The 15,678-nt window shown below is 34.8% G+C and carries 16 protein-coding genes and 1 pseudogene; 2 read left to right on the top strand and 15 right to left on the bottom strand.

Translation table 11 applies throughout. The annotated features are described in order from the left end of the window. Positions 1–35: 35 nt before the first annotated feature. The 9 genes and pseudogenes from ACOMCU_RS09135 to ACOMCU_RS09095 all read right to left on the bottom strand — a co-directional run bounded on the left by ACOMCU_RS09135 (position 36) and on the right by ACOMCU_RS09095 (position 9,465). Entirely contained in the window at positions 36–2,387 is a 2,352-nt protein-coding gene (locus ACOMCU_RS09135; protein ID WP_421050003.1) for an ATP-binding protein, read from the bottom strand. Continuing rightward, on the bottom strand, positions 2,360–2,518 hold the full coding sequence (gene comX, locus ACOMCU_RS09130; RefSeq protein WP_036130322.1) for a competence pheromone ComX: 159 nt from the start codon (positions 2,516–2,518) through the stop codon (positions 2,360–2,362). The genes ACOMCU_RS09135 and comX overlap by 28 nt, the downstream gene beginning before the upstream one ends. Positions 2,519–3,123: 605 nt before the next feature. Continuing rightward, on the bottom strand, positions 3,124–3,669 hold the full coding sequence (locus ACOMCU_RS09125) for a hypothetical protein (protein WP_421050002.1): 546 nt from the start codon (positions 3,667–3,669) through the stop codon (positions 3,124–3,126). Next, positions 3,653–3,904, bottom strand: coding sequence for a hypothetical protein (locus ACOMCU_RS09120; protein WP_010859787.1), 252 nt, complete (start codon positions 3,902–3,904; stop codon positions 3,653–3,655). The genes ACOMCU_RS09125 and ACOMCU_RS09120 overlap by 17 nt, the downstream gene beginning before the upstream one ends. Positions 3,905–4,275: 371 nt before the next feature. Beyond that, positions 4,276–4,767 carry a hypothetical protein gene (locus ACOMCU_RS09115; RefSeq protein ID WP_421050001.1) on the bottom strand — a complete coding sequence of 164 codons (492 nt, stop codon included), beginning with the start codon at positions 4,765–4,767 and terminating at the stop codon, positions 4,276–4,278. Between the two features lie 168 nt (positions 4,768–4,935). After that, entirely contained in the window at positions 4,936–5,241 is a 306-nt protein-coding gene (locus ACOMCU_RS09110; protein ID WP_010861416.1) for a hypothetical protein, read from the bottom strand. 1,098 nt (positions 5,242–6,339) lie between these two features. Next, a complete protein-coding gene (locus tag ACOMCU_RS09105; RefSeq protein WP_421050000.1) occupies positions 6,340–6,819 on the bottom strand; it encodes a DUF2247 family protein in 480 nt (159 codons plus the stop codon). A gap of 479 nt (positions 6,820–7,298) precedes the next feature. Continuing rightward, positions 7,299–8,534: pseudogene (locus ACOMCU_RS09100) on the bottom strand (IS110 family transposase). Positions 8,535–8,682: 148 nt separating this feature from the next. Next, positions 8,683–9,465, bottom strand: a complete 783-nt coding sequence (locus ACOMCU_RS09095) for a recombinase family protein (RefSeq protein WP_421049999.1) — start codon at positions 9,463–9,465, stop codon at positions 8,683–8,685. Positions 9,466–9,666: 201 nt separating this feature from the next. On the opposite strand from ACOMCU_RS09095, the gene ACOMCU_RS09090 reads away from it, so the two are divergent. Beyond that, complete coding sequence (locus ACOMCU_RS09090; protein ID WP_421049998.1) at positions 9,667–9,882, top strand: helix-turn-helix domain-containing protein; 216 nt, start codon at positions 9,667–9,669, stop codon at positions 9,880–9,882. A gap of 188 nt (positions 9,883–10,070) precedes the next feature. On the opposite strand, the gene ACOMCU_RS09085 is transcribed toward ACOMCU_RS09090, so the two are convergent. From ACOMCU_RS09085 to ACOMCU_RS09060, 6 genes are all read right to left on the bottom strand, one after another. Then, positions 10,071–10,424 (bottom strand): hypothetical protein, encoded by a 354-nt coding sequence (locus ACOMCU_RS09085; RefSeq protein WP_421049997.1) that lies wholly within the window; start codon positions 10,422–10,424, stop codon positions 10,071–10,073. Positions 10,425–11,185: 761 nt separating this feature from the next. Further along, the gene (locus ACOMCU_RS09080) at positions 11,186–11,626 is read right to left on the bottom strand and encodes a hypothetical protein (RefSeq protein ID WP_421049996.1); all 441 of its coding nucleotides are present in this window, start codon (positions 11,624–11,626) and stop codon (positions 11,186–11,188) included. Next, positions 11,623–12,933 (bottom strand): hypothetical protein, encoded by a 1,311-nt coding sequence (locus ACOMCU_RS09075; protein WP_421049995.1) that lies wholly within the window; start codon positions 12,931–12,933, stop codon positions 11,623–11,625. The genes ACOMCU_RS09080 and ACOMCU_RS09075 overlap by 4 nt, the downstream gene beginning before the upstream one ends. Next, positions 12,933–13,709: a phage baseplate assembly protein V gene (locus tag ACOMCU_RS09070; RefSeq protein ID WP_421049994.1), complete on the bottom strand. Its 777-nt coding sequence runs from the start codon at positions 13,707–13,709 to the stop codon at positions 12,933–12,935. The genes ACOMCU_RS09075 and ACOMCU_RS09070 overlap by 1 nt, the downstream gene beginning before the upstream one ends. 371 nt (positions 13,710–14,080) lie before the next feature. Then, positions 14,081–14,452: a hypothetical protein gene (locus ACOMCU_RS09065; RefSeq protein WP_421049993.1), complete on the bottom strand. Its 372-nt coding sequence runs from the start codon at positions 14,450–14,452 to the stop codon at positions 14,081–14,083. A gap of 172 nt (positions 14,453–14,624) precedes the next feature. Then, complete coding sequence (locus ACOMCU_RS09060) at positions 14,625–15,173, bottom strand: hypothetical protein (protein ID WP_421049992.1); 549 nt, start codon at positions 15,171–15,173, stop codon at positions 14,625–14,627. Between the two features lie 148 nt (positions 15,174–15,321). On the opposite strand from ACOMCU_RS09060, the gene ACOMCU_RS09055 reads away from it, so the two are divergent. After that, complete coding sequence (locus ACOMCU_RS09055) at positions 15,322–15,567, top strand: hypothetical protein (RefSeq protein WP_421049991.1); 246 nt, start codon at positions 15,322–15,324, stop codon at positions 15,565–15,567. Positions 15,568–15,678: the final 111 nt, after the last annotated feature.

Genomic DNA, 15,678 nt, shown 5'->3' with positions numbered 1-15,678 from the left:
TGATTTTCTTTTACTATCCATTTTGCAATATATTTTTAGTGCCCTCTAGTGAAATGAGACGACCATCCACTTTGAGCATAATCCAGAATGTTGTTCTCTTCATTGACGGTAATTTGAATAGACATTCCTTTGCCTACCTCTGAATTGATGTAGAACAGTCCATTAAAGGCTTGTACCCGTTCTTGCATGCCCTTTAATCCCATTGAATCAGAGCGGATAATGGCATCCATATTAAATCCTACACCGTCATCTGTGTAAAAAATCCCAAAACCATTTTCCATTTCTTGCAGGTGAATTTCGACCGTGGTTGAAGAGGAATGCTTTATTGCATTGTTTAATAACTCCTGAAAAAGTCGATAAATCATAAGGTTTAATCGTTCATCTTCTAGATAGAGACGATCGATTGAATAAAGTAAGACAAAGTCGGCTCTTTTGCGTGTTTTCTGAATCAGCTTGTCAAGTGCAGCATTCAACCCTAATGTATCTAATAATGGAGGTTTTAAATTCTCACAATATACTCTTAAATCATACAACGATGTTATCATTTGTTCATGTATCTTGGCGAGCTGCCACTGAATGTCCGTCGTATTCTTGGTATGCATAAGTGCATTCACTTCCCGAGCAATATGAAGCTGTTCCTGTAAATTGGTATCATGGAGCTCTTGCGCCAATTGGAACTTCTCTTCCTCAAATCTATACCATAGTAACTTATTTAGCCACGGTAGTTGATTTTTATCGGCCACCTTCATATGCTTTAACTGTTCTAACAGCTCTTCCACCATCTTCGTATTTTCGATAAAATTATTTAAATATAAAAGTAGCAATTCCAGCCACAACAGTTCCTCATCTTTTAAATGTATCGAATTATTATGATCTACTACTAATATTCTTTTATAATCCACATCTTGGTGGATGAAGGCCATATAAAACTTGTCGATTCTCTTTATATCCCCGAGTTGTAACCGCTCAATTAATACTTCATCGAAATGATTATGTAGGTACTCGGTTGATTTATTGGCAGAAATAAATTGGTTATTTTTGTAATCATATGTTAATACATAAACACTGTTAATCTCAAGATGTATAGCGGCCTCCTGTACAAATTTTTGCAGTAAGTCCTCAATTTTAATGACTCGTCCAATTCGATCAACTGTTGTATACAATCGATGGATATAATCGCCTTTTGTAGAAAAAAGAACTTTGCGCTTTCGGTAATCGATTTTTTCCTTGGCATAAAAAAGAGCAGTTAATGACAAAAAAGAGAAGAAGAATATTTCTGCCATTTTTGATATGGGTAGGTCCGCAAACCAATAAACACCTAATAATAGCCACAGTGTAAAAACAAATGAAAAACTAACATAATAACGTAAACGTGTAATAAAATATTCCAAATCAAATATGCGCTCTGTTAGTTGTGTGAAAATAAAGCTAAAAGGGATTAACATGAGAAATAAAGAGCAGATATCCGCAGAAAGTATTTGTTTTTGAAATATAATTTCTGGTAGAGCATAAAGAAAAAGGAACGGCAAAAACGGAATAATAATACTACTCAGTAAAATTTTTAATTGTGGCGTTTTATATTTCATATAACCTACCACCATCGTACTAAGTATGAATATAAGTAGTAAAAAAAATAACCCTAAGATTGCATTTGATAGTATGAGATGAGTAGCTCGAAAAGTAATACCAAAAATACTCATAAATATTACTAACACAGGTAACATATAAAGTATTTTTATGTTCTTAAAAAACATCCATTCTATATTTAGAAATTCAAAATACTTACTTAAAAAGTGAATTAAAAGTACGAGGCAAAGTAACATACTACTACGATTCACAATAATGCCAACATTGTTTAATATACCAGATGCACCTATACTGACATATGCCAATGAGACCGTGAGAATAAACAGAATCAATAAATTTAATAAAGCCGTATTCTTCTGATTGTAGTATAGATATAACGAAATCATCAACGTCAGGAAATAATAACTAGTAGGTACTACAAGTATATAGTAAAATTGTTGCGGAATATCTTGTGGTTTTATTTGTACATGAACCAAATGACCATTTGGCTTCATTATTGTTAAATCATTTGCTGCTCTAATTACAAAGTCATATTTTATATTAGCGATATCATTGATTTGAATGCCATCCACGTCTAAAACAGCATCTCTAGGTGATACTCCTTGTTTATCAGCCCAATCTTTATAATATGGGTCAGTGACTATCCAACGTCCATTCTCCTCTTGTATTTCAATATTTAAGAAAGGCTTGCTATAAGTTACAAATAGTAAATAACAACCTATTGTTAAATAAACACCTATAACAAGCCAAAACCATTTGTATTTAGTTGGTTTTAGTTCCACAACCGAAGATCTAAACACAAGTCTTCCTCATAAGATTCTAAAATAGCCTGTTGTTCAAGTGCTGTTACGCCAACTAGAGAAGCCTTTTTTTCTTTTAACAGTGTAACCAATGTCGGATTTTGCTCTAAAAATTGAATCATGTTAATCATAAAATCTCCTCATTTCATTAGTTTTTTTCTAGCGTATAGTCACATTTAGAAAATTCAGAACCTCAACTTGTAGAACTTTAATAGCTATCGCATAGTGACCAACCATACTTTTTAATCACCAAAAAGTAATTATTAACCATAAATGTAACTATAAAATAATTATACTATCTATTCACAATTTTTCAACATTATTTTCTATTAAATGCTAAAATATTTTAGATTATGAGTAATTCTTGTTCAATATGATATTTTTAGACCCTTGTTTTCAAGCATAAATTGCCCATCATTTCTCCTAAAAAAAATCCGAGGACGTTTTTTTAAACGCTTCTTCCTAGGAACTATATCTGCTACAGCAATACTGTATTTTTATAGCCATTCTATATAAATCACTAGTAGGTTATTTTTTGACATAGTTCATAAGATAGTTGGAAGCTGAAAACATATAAGACTTTAAAAAATGACTTCAGCAGCCAACCTGTTACGGATAGTACTAGAAGACGTAGTTTAGAGCAATTTAAGAATGATTCGAATTTTTCAAATAGACGATATACAGTAGCGTTGAATTACGTTTATTTGTTGTAAGGAAGACCCTTTTCATTTTTAACCTACAGACCACTCTTAACTAAATTTTCTATTTGATTAATACTTTTATTTTCAGCCTCAATAATCAATAATTTTAATAATATTTCTGTTACCTTAGAAAATGAGAATTTACTTGATCCAATTTCTCCATGTGCCCCCATAAAAAACTCTAAATCTCCACATGGGAATAAGGAATGTTCTCTGACAACTTTATTTGTAGTATCGATAATCGCTTCTGCATATTCGTTTGGTATTCCTAAAAATATAGTATCTGACTTCATTGCAATATTATCAGATAAAATTTCATCTAAATCCAAACTAGTATTTACTCTAATATTAAGACTTTTTATATTTTCAGGAGTAAATTTCATGCCTAAGAAAGCATAATTATTCATGTCACGTTTTGAAAGTAAAAGCTCAAGTGCTATGCTTGTAGGCTTAATATACATGCAGTTTTCAATATTTATAGAAGTTGTTAACCTATTTATAATCTCGTAATTTAAATCTGGTAAATTATTTACCCATAATTTACCTTTTTTGTTTTGTCCTAAATTATCTAAAGCAATCATTCATCCAACCCCCAGAATTTTCTCCAGTTTTTTTAATGCTAAATGAAGAAACATTATACTTTTTAATAGCCATTTCATGTGCAGTATCATAATCGATTCCATTTTTCATCATTGTTGATTCAGAAACTTCATGCATATAGAAACTTGCATCTGCACTAGTTATTAGCACCTGTTTTACGAACGGTCGTATCAGTCGGCTTTGCTGGTGAATTTTCCAATATACACTACTAGGCAAGTCAGATTGATGCTCTAATTGCGTTTATATCGATTTGTTGAAGCACACAGGTAGGAGCAAATTGTTCATCAAAGCCGACATATTCAAATCGTACTTCTTCTAATATATTTAAGCTATTTGCAAGCTTGAATTACTATTAAATTTATCCATTACTTCTTTAGATATTTCTCCAATCTTCTCCACTATTAGATATCGGCCAATTAAGCTCAAACACCTGATTTATTACTTCTGTTTGACCTTTATGTATCTATTAGTTCTTTTTCACCTTTTTGTTTATGATAGGCAAATGTTGGCCTACCACTTGCTTTCCTCCTACTTTTACTTTTTTATTTCACCCCTTTGTAATGTTGTTTCAATCCGTAGGTATTGGTCTAATATTTTTCATCTATTCTGTCTAAAGAAACATCACTTATATCATTTACAGGTATATCTAAATCCCTCCAGTATTTTAGAGGATAAGATGAACTTCCAACAATCATTTCACCTTGCCGAATACTAAAGACGCCTCCTCTTTCCAAAAATTTAATTATTGGTTCAAACAAGTCGATATATGCAATCGCTTCACTGACTCCCTCATCAGCTAGTTCAGAAATTTCAAGATAACAGAAACAAATTGCTTTTATATAAAGATTATTAATCCCATCAACTTTTTGACAAACATTAAAAATATCACCTTCTAACGTCTTTCCGAGAACTTTAGATATACTGAATATAGGATATGTATCAACAACAATATCCACATTATCTAAAAATACATTAATCCTTCGAAAATACTCTCTAATCAATACGTGATGTGATTCTTTTATCTTATCAGCCACATTTTCAAATTGAATTGTTGATAAGCGTTTAACAGCGATATTCAATAAATTCCCAATAGTCTTTCACCTCAATTATTTTACATATTATTAAAGTAGTATTCCTCATAACTGGGCTTGGCTGAGTGGGTGTTTACAAAAACCTTTCTTGAAAAATTAAAATCTCTTCAAAGGCTGATTACTCTTTCCATATTCTAAATTACAAACCAAACTTAACTAAATTCCCATGTACTCTTCAGCAATTTGTATACTTCTCTTTAAATTTAAGTCTGGGTATCTTTGATCTAAGCAGTATAGTAAATCTATATACTTTTTACTTTGTAAATTATATGCCACTTCTTCGAAAATCTCACTTAAAAATGAAAGCTCTGTTTTTGTACAAATCTGTAAGAAATTCAAAGTCAAGTTTTCATCTTCACTTAGTACGACAATTAGCTCTTCCCATTTTTGCTCGATTCTCGGGTCATTATCATCAAGTAATGCTCTTGCACCTAAGACTGCTCTTACTTTTTCCTCAAACATTTTTAATACCTCCCTATACTACAGTTGTAACATACTATCTGGAAAAATAGTTCCTATCTCTCCATTTGTTTTGATTACATCGACCACTAGATTTATCAGCTGGTTTAGTTGGATTTAAGTTAATTTCTACTCGACTTGCCCATTTATCCATTACTCTCAAAAATGCGAGTAATGCTCTGGTCTTGCTTCAATTCTTAGGGTATATAAGTGACTCTCTGTTTCTATAACGTTTTTAAAATATATATGAATGTATACATCGTCACATTTCCGCATGTGCAGTTCATAGCTATATGTTCCACTATAAATCTTTATTTTCACTTTGTATTTCTGCACTCCTACCATATCGAAACCTCTATTTCCATTGCCTGGTCCTCCCCTTGTATGCTAGTACTTGTATAAAATTTAATACTTAGTACACTAATTAAATAATCATCATCTTCTCAATCTATGTATATGAAAATACGAAAAAGCACTTGTCGCCTGTTATAGGCAATCAAGTGCTTTAAGTTTATATATTTTCTAAGTTTATTAATATTTGCAAGTTTATAAGTTATTTTTATATCGACAGTACCCATCTTTTATCCTAGTTGGCAAGTGTAACGTTTAAACCTTTTATCTTGCTTAATCTCGTGTGTTTGTTGCTTAATACATCCATAAGTGGTCCTTGTAAGTAAAATGTCATCTCGCCTTCTCTCGCTCTTATTACATTAGTATTAAAATAGCATCTCTTGATGACTTGCCTTCATGAAGTCTCGATTCTCAAACAATTATTGTTCATTTGGTCTACTCTTTAATCATTGTTTTATTTATTGTACCTCTATCTATTTACATTTCAAAGCCAATTACAATCCATTCATCTACATAACTCCAAAAACTGATATTATATTTGGCCTTTAATTTTGTAGACCAAAAGTAGCATTGTTATCAATACAAGGTTATCTAAAACTTGATGCTTTTGTCCCTGCATGAGAGATCCACAAATTAGGTAATACTTTGGTTAGCCCTTGACAGCTTTTTTTGCTAAAAATGCCCATAGTTTGCTTTTTCTCTTGTTCTTTTAAGCTTTTCTTTCTCTACCCTTAGAATTAAGTAAAATATCTAACTAAATCTCACACTCTCTAATTTTAAAAATTTATCAAACCTATATACCAAATCTTTTTTCGTAGTTGGAACTTCTTGAGGCATATAATTAATAAAACTCACCATATCTTCTGGGTAGTGATGATTTCCATAAAACTCTGCAATTTTATTTAATAATTCATTATCTTCTTTACATCTTTCTTTTATTTCAGATAAACAAACAAATCTGAGTTTTCTATTCTCCTCTTCTAATATTGTGTTTTCATCATCTAATTGAGGGAAATATTTAGTTTTTATTTCTAACATTACTTTATCTAAATCTTCACTAGATATTCCCCATGCAAGTTCACTAACAAACCCACTTTCATTACCAATCTCCATCAACTCTACCGCGTAGTCAGAAATAACAGCTTTACTAAAATAATTTTCTTGGACACCTACAAAAATAGTCTTCCAGTCATACTTAATATTTCTATTTTTTAAATCTTTTAAGTTCATTTTATTCACCTACTACTTTTTTGGAATTTGATTTGACGTACCTGTTATAACACCATTTTCAATGAATCTCCTATGGCTCACGTCACCATTCGGCTCAATAATCCATTCAAAAACACCTTTTTTGCCATTATTGCTCCCCATTATTTGATATAATTCCCTTTCAATCTTATCCCCTCCTACCAGTGGAAACTTCTCCGAAAATCTTGAATAATTATCAACAACATCAGAAAAACCATGTTCCTTTGGTACATGAGGGTACTCTTTTTCTATAATAGGTCTCCCTTTTTCGTCTATTCCCCAAACTGGTTTTACTTTATCAACCTTTTCCCCACTTCCAACTCGTTTTCCATCTATAATAGGACCTTCAAGTTCTTCAATTACTTTAGAATTAGATCCACTGACTTTCTGACCAGCTTTTTCAGTACCCTATGTTGTAATCTTATAATCCGCTAATAAAAAACAATCTCTTTTAAACCTTATTAAACCACTTCTTCCTCCTTTATTATCGGCAATTCATAGGCTGTTTTGTGCTTCATCATGCCGTATATAATATTTACAAGCCGTCTCATGATACAAACCAATGCTTGTCCCTTTGTTTTGCCTTCTTTTAGCTTCCGTTGGTAGTATGCATGGAATATTGGATTCCTTGGCAGCTTACTTCCTTTTGCCACTTGTACTTGCTGTACGGCTAAGTTGTAAAATAAAGCGTGTAGCGCCCGATTTCCCTGCTTGCTTTTTTGTTCCCTTCCTTTCCCACCAGAACCAAAGTAAACAGGCGCAATGCCCGCAAATCATGCTAATTTGTTGGCATTCGGAAAACGGCGTACATCACCTATTTCTGCAATTAAAGCCGAAGCTGTAACGAGATCTATGCCTGGCATCGTGTCTAATTGAAAGTCTAGTAAACTCATTAACCCTTTTAATTCTCGTTCCACATAGCGCATTTCCTGCTTCTTAAATGAAATGTCTCGGACGATGCTCTTTACTAGAAAGTCTCGTGTTTCTTGGTGTTCTCTTATTGTGTTTCCATCCTCTTTCACCAACTTTAAAATTTCACTCGCTTTTTTCACCGAACATGTATTGCTACTGGCTTCTAATAAAAATATGGTCAATTGCTTAACACTTACCCCTTCTAAACACGGGGAAGACGGGTATCGTTCCCAAAATGCCAATGCTGTTTTTCCATCTACCTCTGAAAAAAACTTTTTATAGCTTGGATGGTGGTGACTTAATTGAATATGCAGTTGGTTCTTTAAAGCCCCTTGTGCCTTTACTAATGCATTTCTTCTACTGACCAGCTGTTGTATCGACCAATATAAATCATGTGGTTTAGCGTCTGGTAACTGCTCTAGTTTGTTCACCAAAATTCTAGCTACACATTCTGCATCCCAACTATCGCTTTTTTGTGTGGTCATATTGCTTTTTCGTTCAGCGTATGAAAGAGCTGGATTCACTTCTTTTACAATTTGCTCATGGTCTGCTAAATATTTAGCTAACGCTCTCCCATAACCCCCAACATCTTCTAAACCAAAAATGGGTGTCAAACCATCCTCCATATGTTGATAAATATCCAATAAAAAAGTTGAAAAAGCAGAAGGTTTATTTTCAAACTTTATTTCATCTAGTTTTTCTTGCCAACAATTAATAATAACCGCCACATGGTGTTGCTTATGTAAATCTACTCCCACATAAAAATGCTTCTGTCTTTCGTGCATTAACTTATCCTCCTATTCAATGGAATGAAAATGCCGGCAACCTTAGTTCGAGCGTTCACCAACTGGTGCGCATTGGTACGAAAGCCTATCCATTTTCACCGTTATATGAAGATATATAAGTAAATGAGCACCTTTTTTAAGTAGCCCTTCAAATTATTGCAGGGTGTTGCCCATTTGCTTGAATTTGCCCATATGTATAAATTCCCCGATAAAAGCTTTCTCGGTCTAAAATGCGCTTCACTTGTACTTTTGTAAATCGTTTCCCTTTCTCTGTTCGATGGCCTTCCATGTTGAGCTGTTCTGACAATTGAGATAGTGACCAATGTTTAAAAAAATGTCTTAATTCAAATAGCCTCCGTACAACGATCGCTTTCTCTGTATCCACTTCTAATACTTTTCGCCCTTTCTGTACTGTATAACCAAACATGACACCGCCACCTGCATAGCCACCTTGTTCAGCTTTTTTCTTTATGCCCCTACTTAGTTTCAATGCAATCTCTAATCGTTGATATTGGTCTAATAGCTCCAACATCCCATTCACTAAAAAATCATTTGGTTCATGTGTGTATATGCTGTAATTTGGCTGCTCAATCGCTTTCACATCTGCGTTATATTTTTTCAACTCTCGTTGTATCAATACTTTTGCCATATCAGAGCGCCACAAACGAGACGTATTTAATACAATTACTTGGCTCACTTGATGATATTCTATATCTGCCAATAGCTCTTGCAAGCCTTCTCGCTCAATTGTTAATCCATCTTCATCAACTGTCGCTCCGCTGAGTCCTCTATCTTCATATATGTGAAGCAGTTGTAGCTTATTTTCGTCACAATACCTCTCAATTTCTTCTACTTGATACACTAAACTATATCCTTCACGTACTTGCCCTTCTGTTGAAACTCGTACATAACCAACTACTTTTTCTTTCATAATGCCCCTCCCGTTACAGCAATTAAAGTCCCTGTAACGCTTACCCGTTTTTTGCGGATAACTTGTGTGTAACGTATATCCGTTACAACATACTGTACGACCTTACCCAAATTCTGCAAAACCCTTTATTTTACAGTCGTTTTTTCTCTAGTATGGTCGTACACTATACATAACCGTTACAATCTAACAAAGAGGTGTTTTATGTCTTCTACTATTCGTTTACGTCTCAATGAAATTTTAATTGAAAAACAAATGAGCCGTTGGCAACTGGCCAAGCAAACCTCATTGCGTCCTAATACCGTCAATGATTTATGTACACAACCCATACAACGTCTGCATATAAGTACCCTTTCAGCTTTGTGCGACACATTACATGTCTCTATCCAAGACCTACTTGTATTGGAGATAAACGATTAACTCACTCGCAGAACTATTGAACTGGGTTCTTCTATCAATCTTTTCCACTCCACCCTTGCTAATTCGTCGAAGTCCAATCGATACTGATTCGTAAGGGTCTTTTTTATTTCCCTCCGTAAATACTGCGTATACATATCTCTTCCATCTCGCATGCTAGCTACCCGTTCTCGATGCTTGTTTTTAAGTATTTACCAATCTATCACTACAGCCGCAAAATAATGTTCATTCTGTTTTGGTGGATGTTTCATGAGGTCTTTAAGCATTACTTGCTCATTTACCTTGTACACCACTTCTATTCGACTTAATTCATGTGCTAAATAAATTCCTTTATTCCTTGCTAGTTCTAGCCGTTTATCATAAATCCTACAGAAACCATTCCGTTTACGTTGGTCGCTTCTACCAAAATACCGTGTTGTATCAAAGTGTGTCATATTCCTCCGTATATCTGTCGGTATCACCACTATATTTTCTAACCCCGTTTGTATATCATACGCAACATCACAGCTCACAAATTCTACTCGACTTGCCCGCTTCCCTATCATCTCTAGTATTTCTCTGAAATGTGAGTAATGCTCTGGCCTTGTCTCAATCCTTAGGGTATGTAAGTGACCTTCTGTTTCTCTAAAGTTTTTAAAATACATATGAATGTATACATTATCACTTTTATGTGCAATTCATAGCTATATGTTCCACCATAAATCTCCATTTTCACTTTATATTTCTGCACTCCCACCATATAAGCACGTAAAAATGCTGAATGTGGTACATCCCTAAAATCTATAACAAATTTATCTATCGAAACCTCTATTTCCATCGCCTGTTCTTCCCCTTGTTATGCTAGTTCATGTATAAAATTTAACACTTAGTACACTAATTAAATAATCGTAATCTTTTCAATTTACGTATATAAACATGCAAAAAAAAGCACTTGTCGCCTTTTATAGACAATCAAGTGCTTTAAGTTTATAAATTCTCTAAGTTTAATAATATTTGCAAGTTTTATAAGTTATTTTAGTATTGACAGTATGACATCTTTTTTACTACATGGCAAGTGTACCTTTTAAACCCTTTAGCTTGTTTAATCTCGTGTGTTTGTTGCTTATGCCACCCATAAAGTGGTCCCTTGTAAGTAAAATGGCATCTCGCCTATTCTCGCTCTTATTACATTAGCGCTACAATAGCACTTCTTGATGGCTCTGCCTTCATGAAGTCTCGATTCTCAAACAATTATTGTTCATTGGGTCCATTCTGTTTTTCTTCTCGAGAGTGACAATATAGCCAATCAAGGTTTAAAAAGTGTTTTCTACCATTCCCCTCTTATAAAATCTGGATCATCTATTTCTTTTATAAATACTGAAATCCATAATACTGTGTTATTCACAGGGTCTGTTTCAATGTAAACTCCTTTAGAGCTACAATACACCTCTTCAAATTCATCATATATAAAACTTGGTTCTAGCTTAAGAACTTCATCAATATGCATTCCTACTCTTATTTTATTAAATAAAGTACCTTTATAGTTTTCTAAAGTAGTTATTTTAAATATTTTACCGTTTAACAAATTGAACCATAAATCAATTGAATTATCTATTTCGTACCTTATTAAAAAGTTTCCTAAAAGTGTTGGTTGTTTACATTGTTGCTCAATTAATGAATATAAATCATTAATGTGACTATACAACTTTATATTTCCCATTCCAATCCAAGGAACGATAGGCGCCTCTAGATCAATCAAATATATCACCTCTCCGTAAAAATAATATTAGCATTCTCTTTTCCATCAGTTTTATAAGTGTCCTTTTTACCATCTACAATTTTAATTATACCTTCGTCACTTGTACTGATTTTTACATAAGGGTTATCCCCATGTCTCCCTCCACCAGGTGATACTTGTACTTGTGTTATATTTCTCCCGTTACCATGATTATTAATTTGAATTATTTGTGCACCAGATCGAGATTTAGTAGATACTTTTATTGTAACATCATAACCTTCACTCTTTAAAACCTCGGCAATTTCATTTACACTCTTACCAGTAAATGCACTTGGGTTTGATTCAATTGATTTAACTGTAACTTTACCATTACTAATAACATTACCCGTACCCTTATCAAGACTCTTAGCATACTCTGCAAGTTGTTTGGAATCTTGCTCAGTGACTTCAACTTTCTTTGCGGAATTTTTAATATTCTCTAAAACTTCTTTTTCTTTATTTTTATAATTATTGAAATTTGAACTAGCTCTTATTTTTTTGCTATCATTTACATTCTCTATAACACGTGTTTTATTATAGATTTTTGCTGTGTCATAAGCTGCATCTACTGCTTTCACTGGCTTGAATATTGGTACCATGGAAAGTCCCGCAAGTGCTTTCTCTCCAAGAGTAGCTTTAGGGTCAACCAATGTAACATAATTTTCAATAAGCAAACTGTAGATAAATTGGTCTACTGCTGTAGATTTTTTAGTTCGCGAATGATTTCCTCCACCTAATACTCGTTGTTTGTCCTGTAAAGTTGTCAGTGGATTGCCATCCTGAACTGAATACTTGTTTCCTATTGGTCCAACCGTCTTTCGGTCTTTAAGGTACTCGTCAAAGAATTTCGCTAATTCAGCTTCTCCTTGGATTTTATTACCGACTTTTTTGGATATTTTTTCTACTTTGCCTTTCGAAGGTTTTAATGGCACGACTGTCTCTTTCACCTTCGCTTTTACTTCCTTCACGGCTTGTTTTACCTTGGTAGAGGTTTTCTTTGCCGCCTGCTTCGCTGCAAGTACTACTTTCTTGGCAGTCCGCTTAAACTTCTTCACCATTTTACTCTTCGATAGATTATTTTTAAGCTTCCTGGCTTTTGTAAATACTTTCCCAATCTTTTTCTTGAGCTTTTTCTTTAGTTTTTTCTTCGCCTTTTTTATAGCTTTTTTCAGTTTCTTTTTCGTATTTTTGATTTTCTTTTTTACAGACTTGGCGGCATTCTTGACTTTGCCGACAGCTGGGATACTACCAAGAAAACTGCCTATCGAACCGAAAAAACCTTTCCCTTTCTTGGCCATTACGTACCACCCCCTGCGAGGGGAATCATGCCCATGACGTCGAGAGCGGATTCAAGGTCATCTCCGTTTCCCTCTTCCGCTGCACTAGATGCCGGAACAGGCGCCTTGATGGAACCCTCCATTTCGACAACTTGTCCCTGCATATCGGTAATGCCATCGAGCACGATACTGCTGGAGCCACAGGTCAAACGCATGGATTCTGTGGCGCTTATGGAAATGGTTTTACCCGCAAAGGTGATATTGTCATTGGCCTTTAGTGTAAGCGGATAGTTACTATGTACCTCAATCCCGCTGTCCTGGTTTAACTGCAGGAAAACGGCGCCTTCCTTGGCGGTAAAGGTCACAGATTGTGGGTCGAGTTTCATGTCTTTGCCTTTTGGTGTGCCCCAATAAGCTGTTTTGGGATCGGCTATTTTAGGGTTGGCATCACCGCCTTTGCGAACACTGTGACGAACGACTGCTGTTTCCTCTCGGTGATTCGGGAAGGCAAGGTGGACGCTATCGCCGATTTCCGGTGGACTGTAAAAACCGCTATGACCCTCGGCTGTATACGGAGTAGCCAGTGAAAACCACGTGGCTTCTTCCTTCTTTTGCGCCTCATCAATCGCTAGGTGCAGTCGCACTTGACCCTTCTTAACCTCTAATACGGTCCCTTCAATCGCTGTGCCTGGAAGAGAGGGAATGCTGAGTCTCCCTTGACGAATGCCTGCCTCCGACAGCAAATGGTATTCATAGCTAAGAACACCTCTTTGCATGTGGGCAATTGACTTTGCCAAAATGAAAAAATAAACAGCTCACACTTACCAGTAAAATGGTTGCATGAGCTGTTTGAATTGATAAAAAACTTTATAACTTGTGAAACTAACTATTGTAATTAAGCATTCATGTTCTTGATGATATTTTATTGCAATAATTTAAATTCAGATGTAAAAGTTTGACGTGACATAGTAGCACGCTCCTTTTAAGTTGGTAGTTTAAGTGTATAGCCCTATTTTTTATGTCCAACTTAGTGTAGCCGATTCAGACATTAAACAATTGGAATAGTCCATCGTTTAATGTCACTACTAGAGGCTACTTCAAACCCCTGTTCAGCCTTTTTCGAATAATTAAAATCTCTTAAAATAGTTGATTCACTGCATATTTTAAACTACAGACCACTCTTAACTAAATTTTCTATTTGATTAATACTTTTATTTTCAGGCTCAATAACAAATAATTTTAATAATATTTCTGTTACCTTAGAAAATGAGAATTTACTTGATCCAATTTCTCCATGTGCCCCCATAAAAAACTCTAAATCTCCACATGGAAATAAGGAATGTTCTCTGACAACTTTATTTGTAGTATCGATAATCGCTTCTGCATATTCGTTTGGTATTCCTAAAAATACAGTATCGGATTTCATTGCAATATTATCAGATAGAATTTCATCTTCATCCAAACTGATATTTACTCTAATATTAAGACTTTTTATATTTTTAGGCGTAAATTTAATGCCTAAGAATGCATAATTACTCATGTCACGTCTTGAAAGCAAAAGCTCAAGTGCTATGCTAGTAGGCTTAATATACATGCATTTTTCAATATCTATGGAAGTTGTTATCTTATTTATAATCTCGTAATTTAAATCTGGTAAATTATTTACCCATAATTTACCTTTTTTTTGTTTTGCCCTAAATTATCTAAAGCAATCATTCATCCAACCCCCAGAATTTTCTCCAGTTTTTGTTAAATATATCTGGCATTGATTTAATAACATCAGCATGATAAACGCTAAATGGAGAGACATTATACTTTTTAATTGCCATTTCATGTGCAGTATCATAATCAACTCCCTTTTTCATCATTGTTGATTCAGAAACTTCATGCAAATAGAAACTTGCATCTGCACCAGATATTTTTTGCTTATTAGCTAATGCATTCTCCAATCTCTTTATCATAGCTAAATTTTCAGGATAATCCCCAAAATTTTCTGAAAGATGCTCTTTCACAATTTTTAAACCTTTCTCGGAAACATTTAGTTCTTTCCCTACTAACTTACCTAGTCCTTGACCCGAACTACCATTATACGACGAGTTATACGCACCTGTTTTACGCTCAATTGTTTGTGTCGACTTTGCTGATGGTATTGTCGTTTTTGATGGAACTGCTGTATCTTTCGGTTTCGAAGCAACTGGTTGCGTACTCTTACTTGGTGCCTTTGTTTCTGTCACCTTTGCTGGTGGTTTTGTCGATTTCACCGGTGCTGGTGCTGGTGTTACTTTCGGTTTCGCAGCAACTGGTTGACTCTTACTTGGGGCATTTGTTCCTGTCGCCTTCGCTGGTGGTTTTGTCGCTTTCGTCGGTGCCGGTGTTGCTTTTGGTTTCGCAGCAACTGGTGGTGTACTCTTGCTAGGTTTCTTTGTTTCTGTTGGCTTAGCAGGTGGTTTTGTTGCTTTCGGTGGTGCTTTAGTTGGGACTCCTTTTTTTCCAGCCTTAGCAATACCACTGACTGCTGCTCCCCCAATTTTTGCTGCGTGCTTCGCACCTTTGACTGCCGGTCCACCTACAATGGCTGCTGCTGAGACTGCTCGTTCCCATGGCGCTAATTTCTTTCCAGTGAGGATATCGCTTATTTTACATCAATCGACTTAACTGCTGTTGCCACTTTCTTCGCTGTCTGCGTAACTGCCTTTGTAGCCGCTTTTGCTGTACTTTTCGCTTTACTTGCAACCTTTTTCGTTGCAAGTACTACTTTCTTGGCAG

The sequence above is a fragment of the Lysinibacillus sp. UGB7 genome, from assembly GCF_049058285.1.
Classification (GTDB): domain Bacteria; phylum Bacillota; class Bacilli; order Bacillales_A; family Planococcaceae; genus Lysinibacillus; species Lysinibacillus sphaericus_B.
The sequence above is the reverse complement of the archived record's forward strand: the minus strand, read 5'-3'. Positions and strand labels throughout refer to the sequence as shown.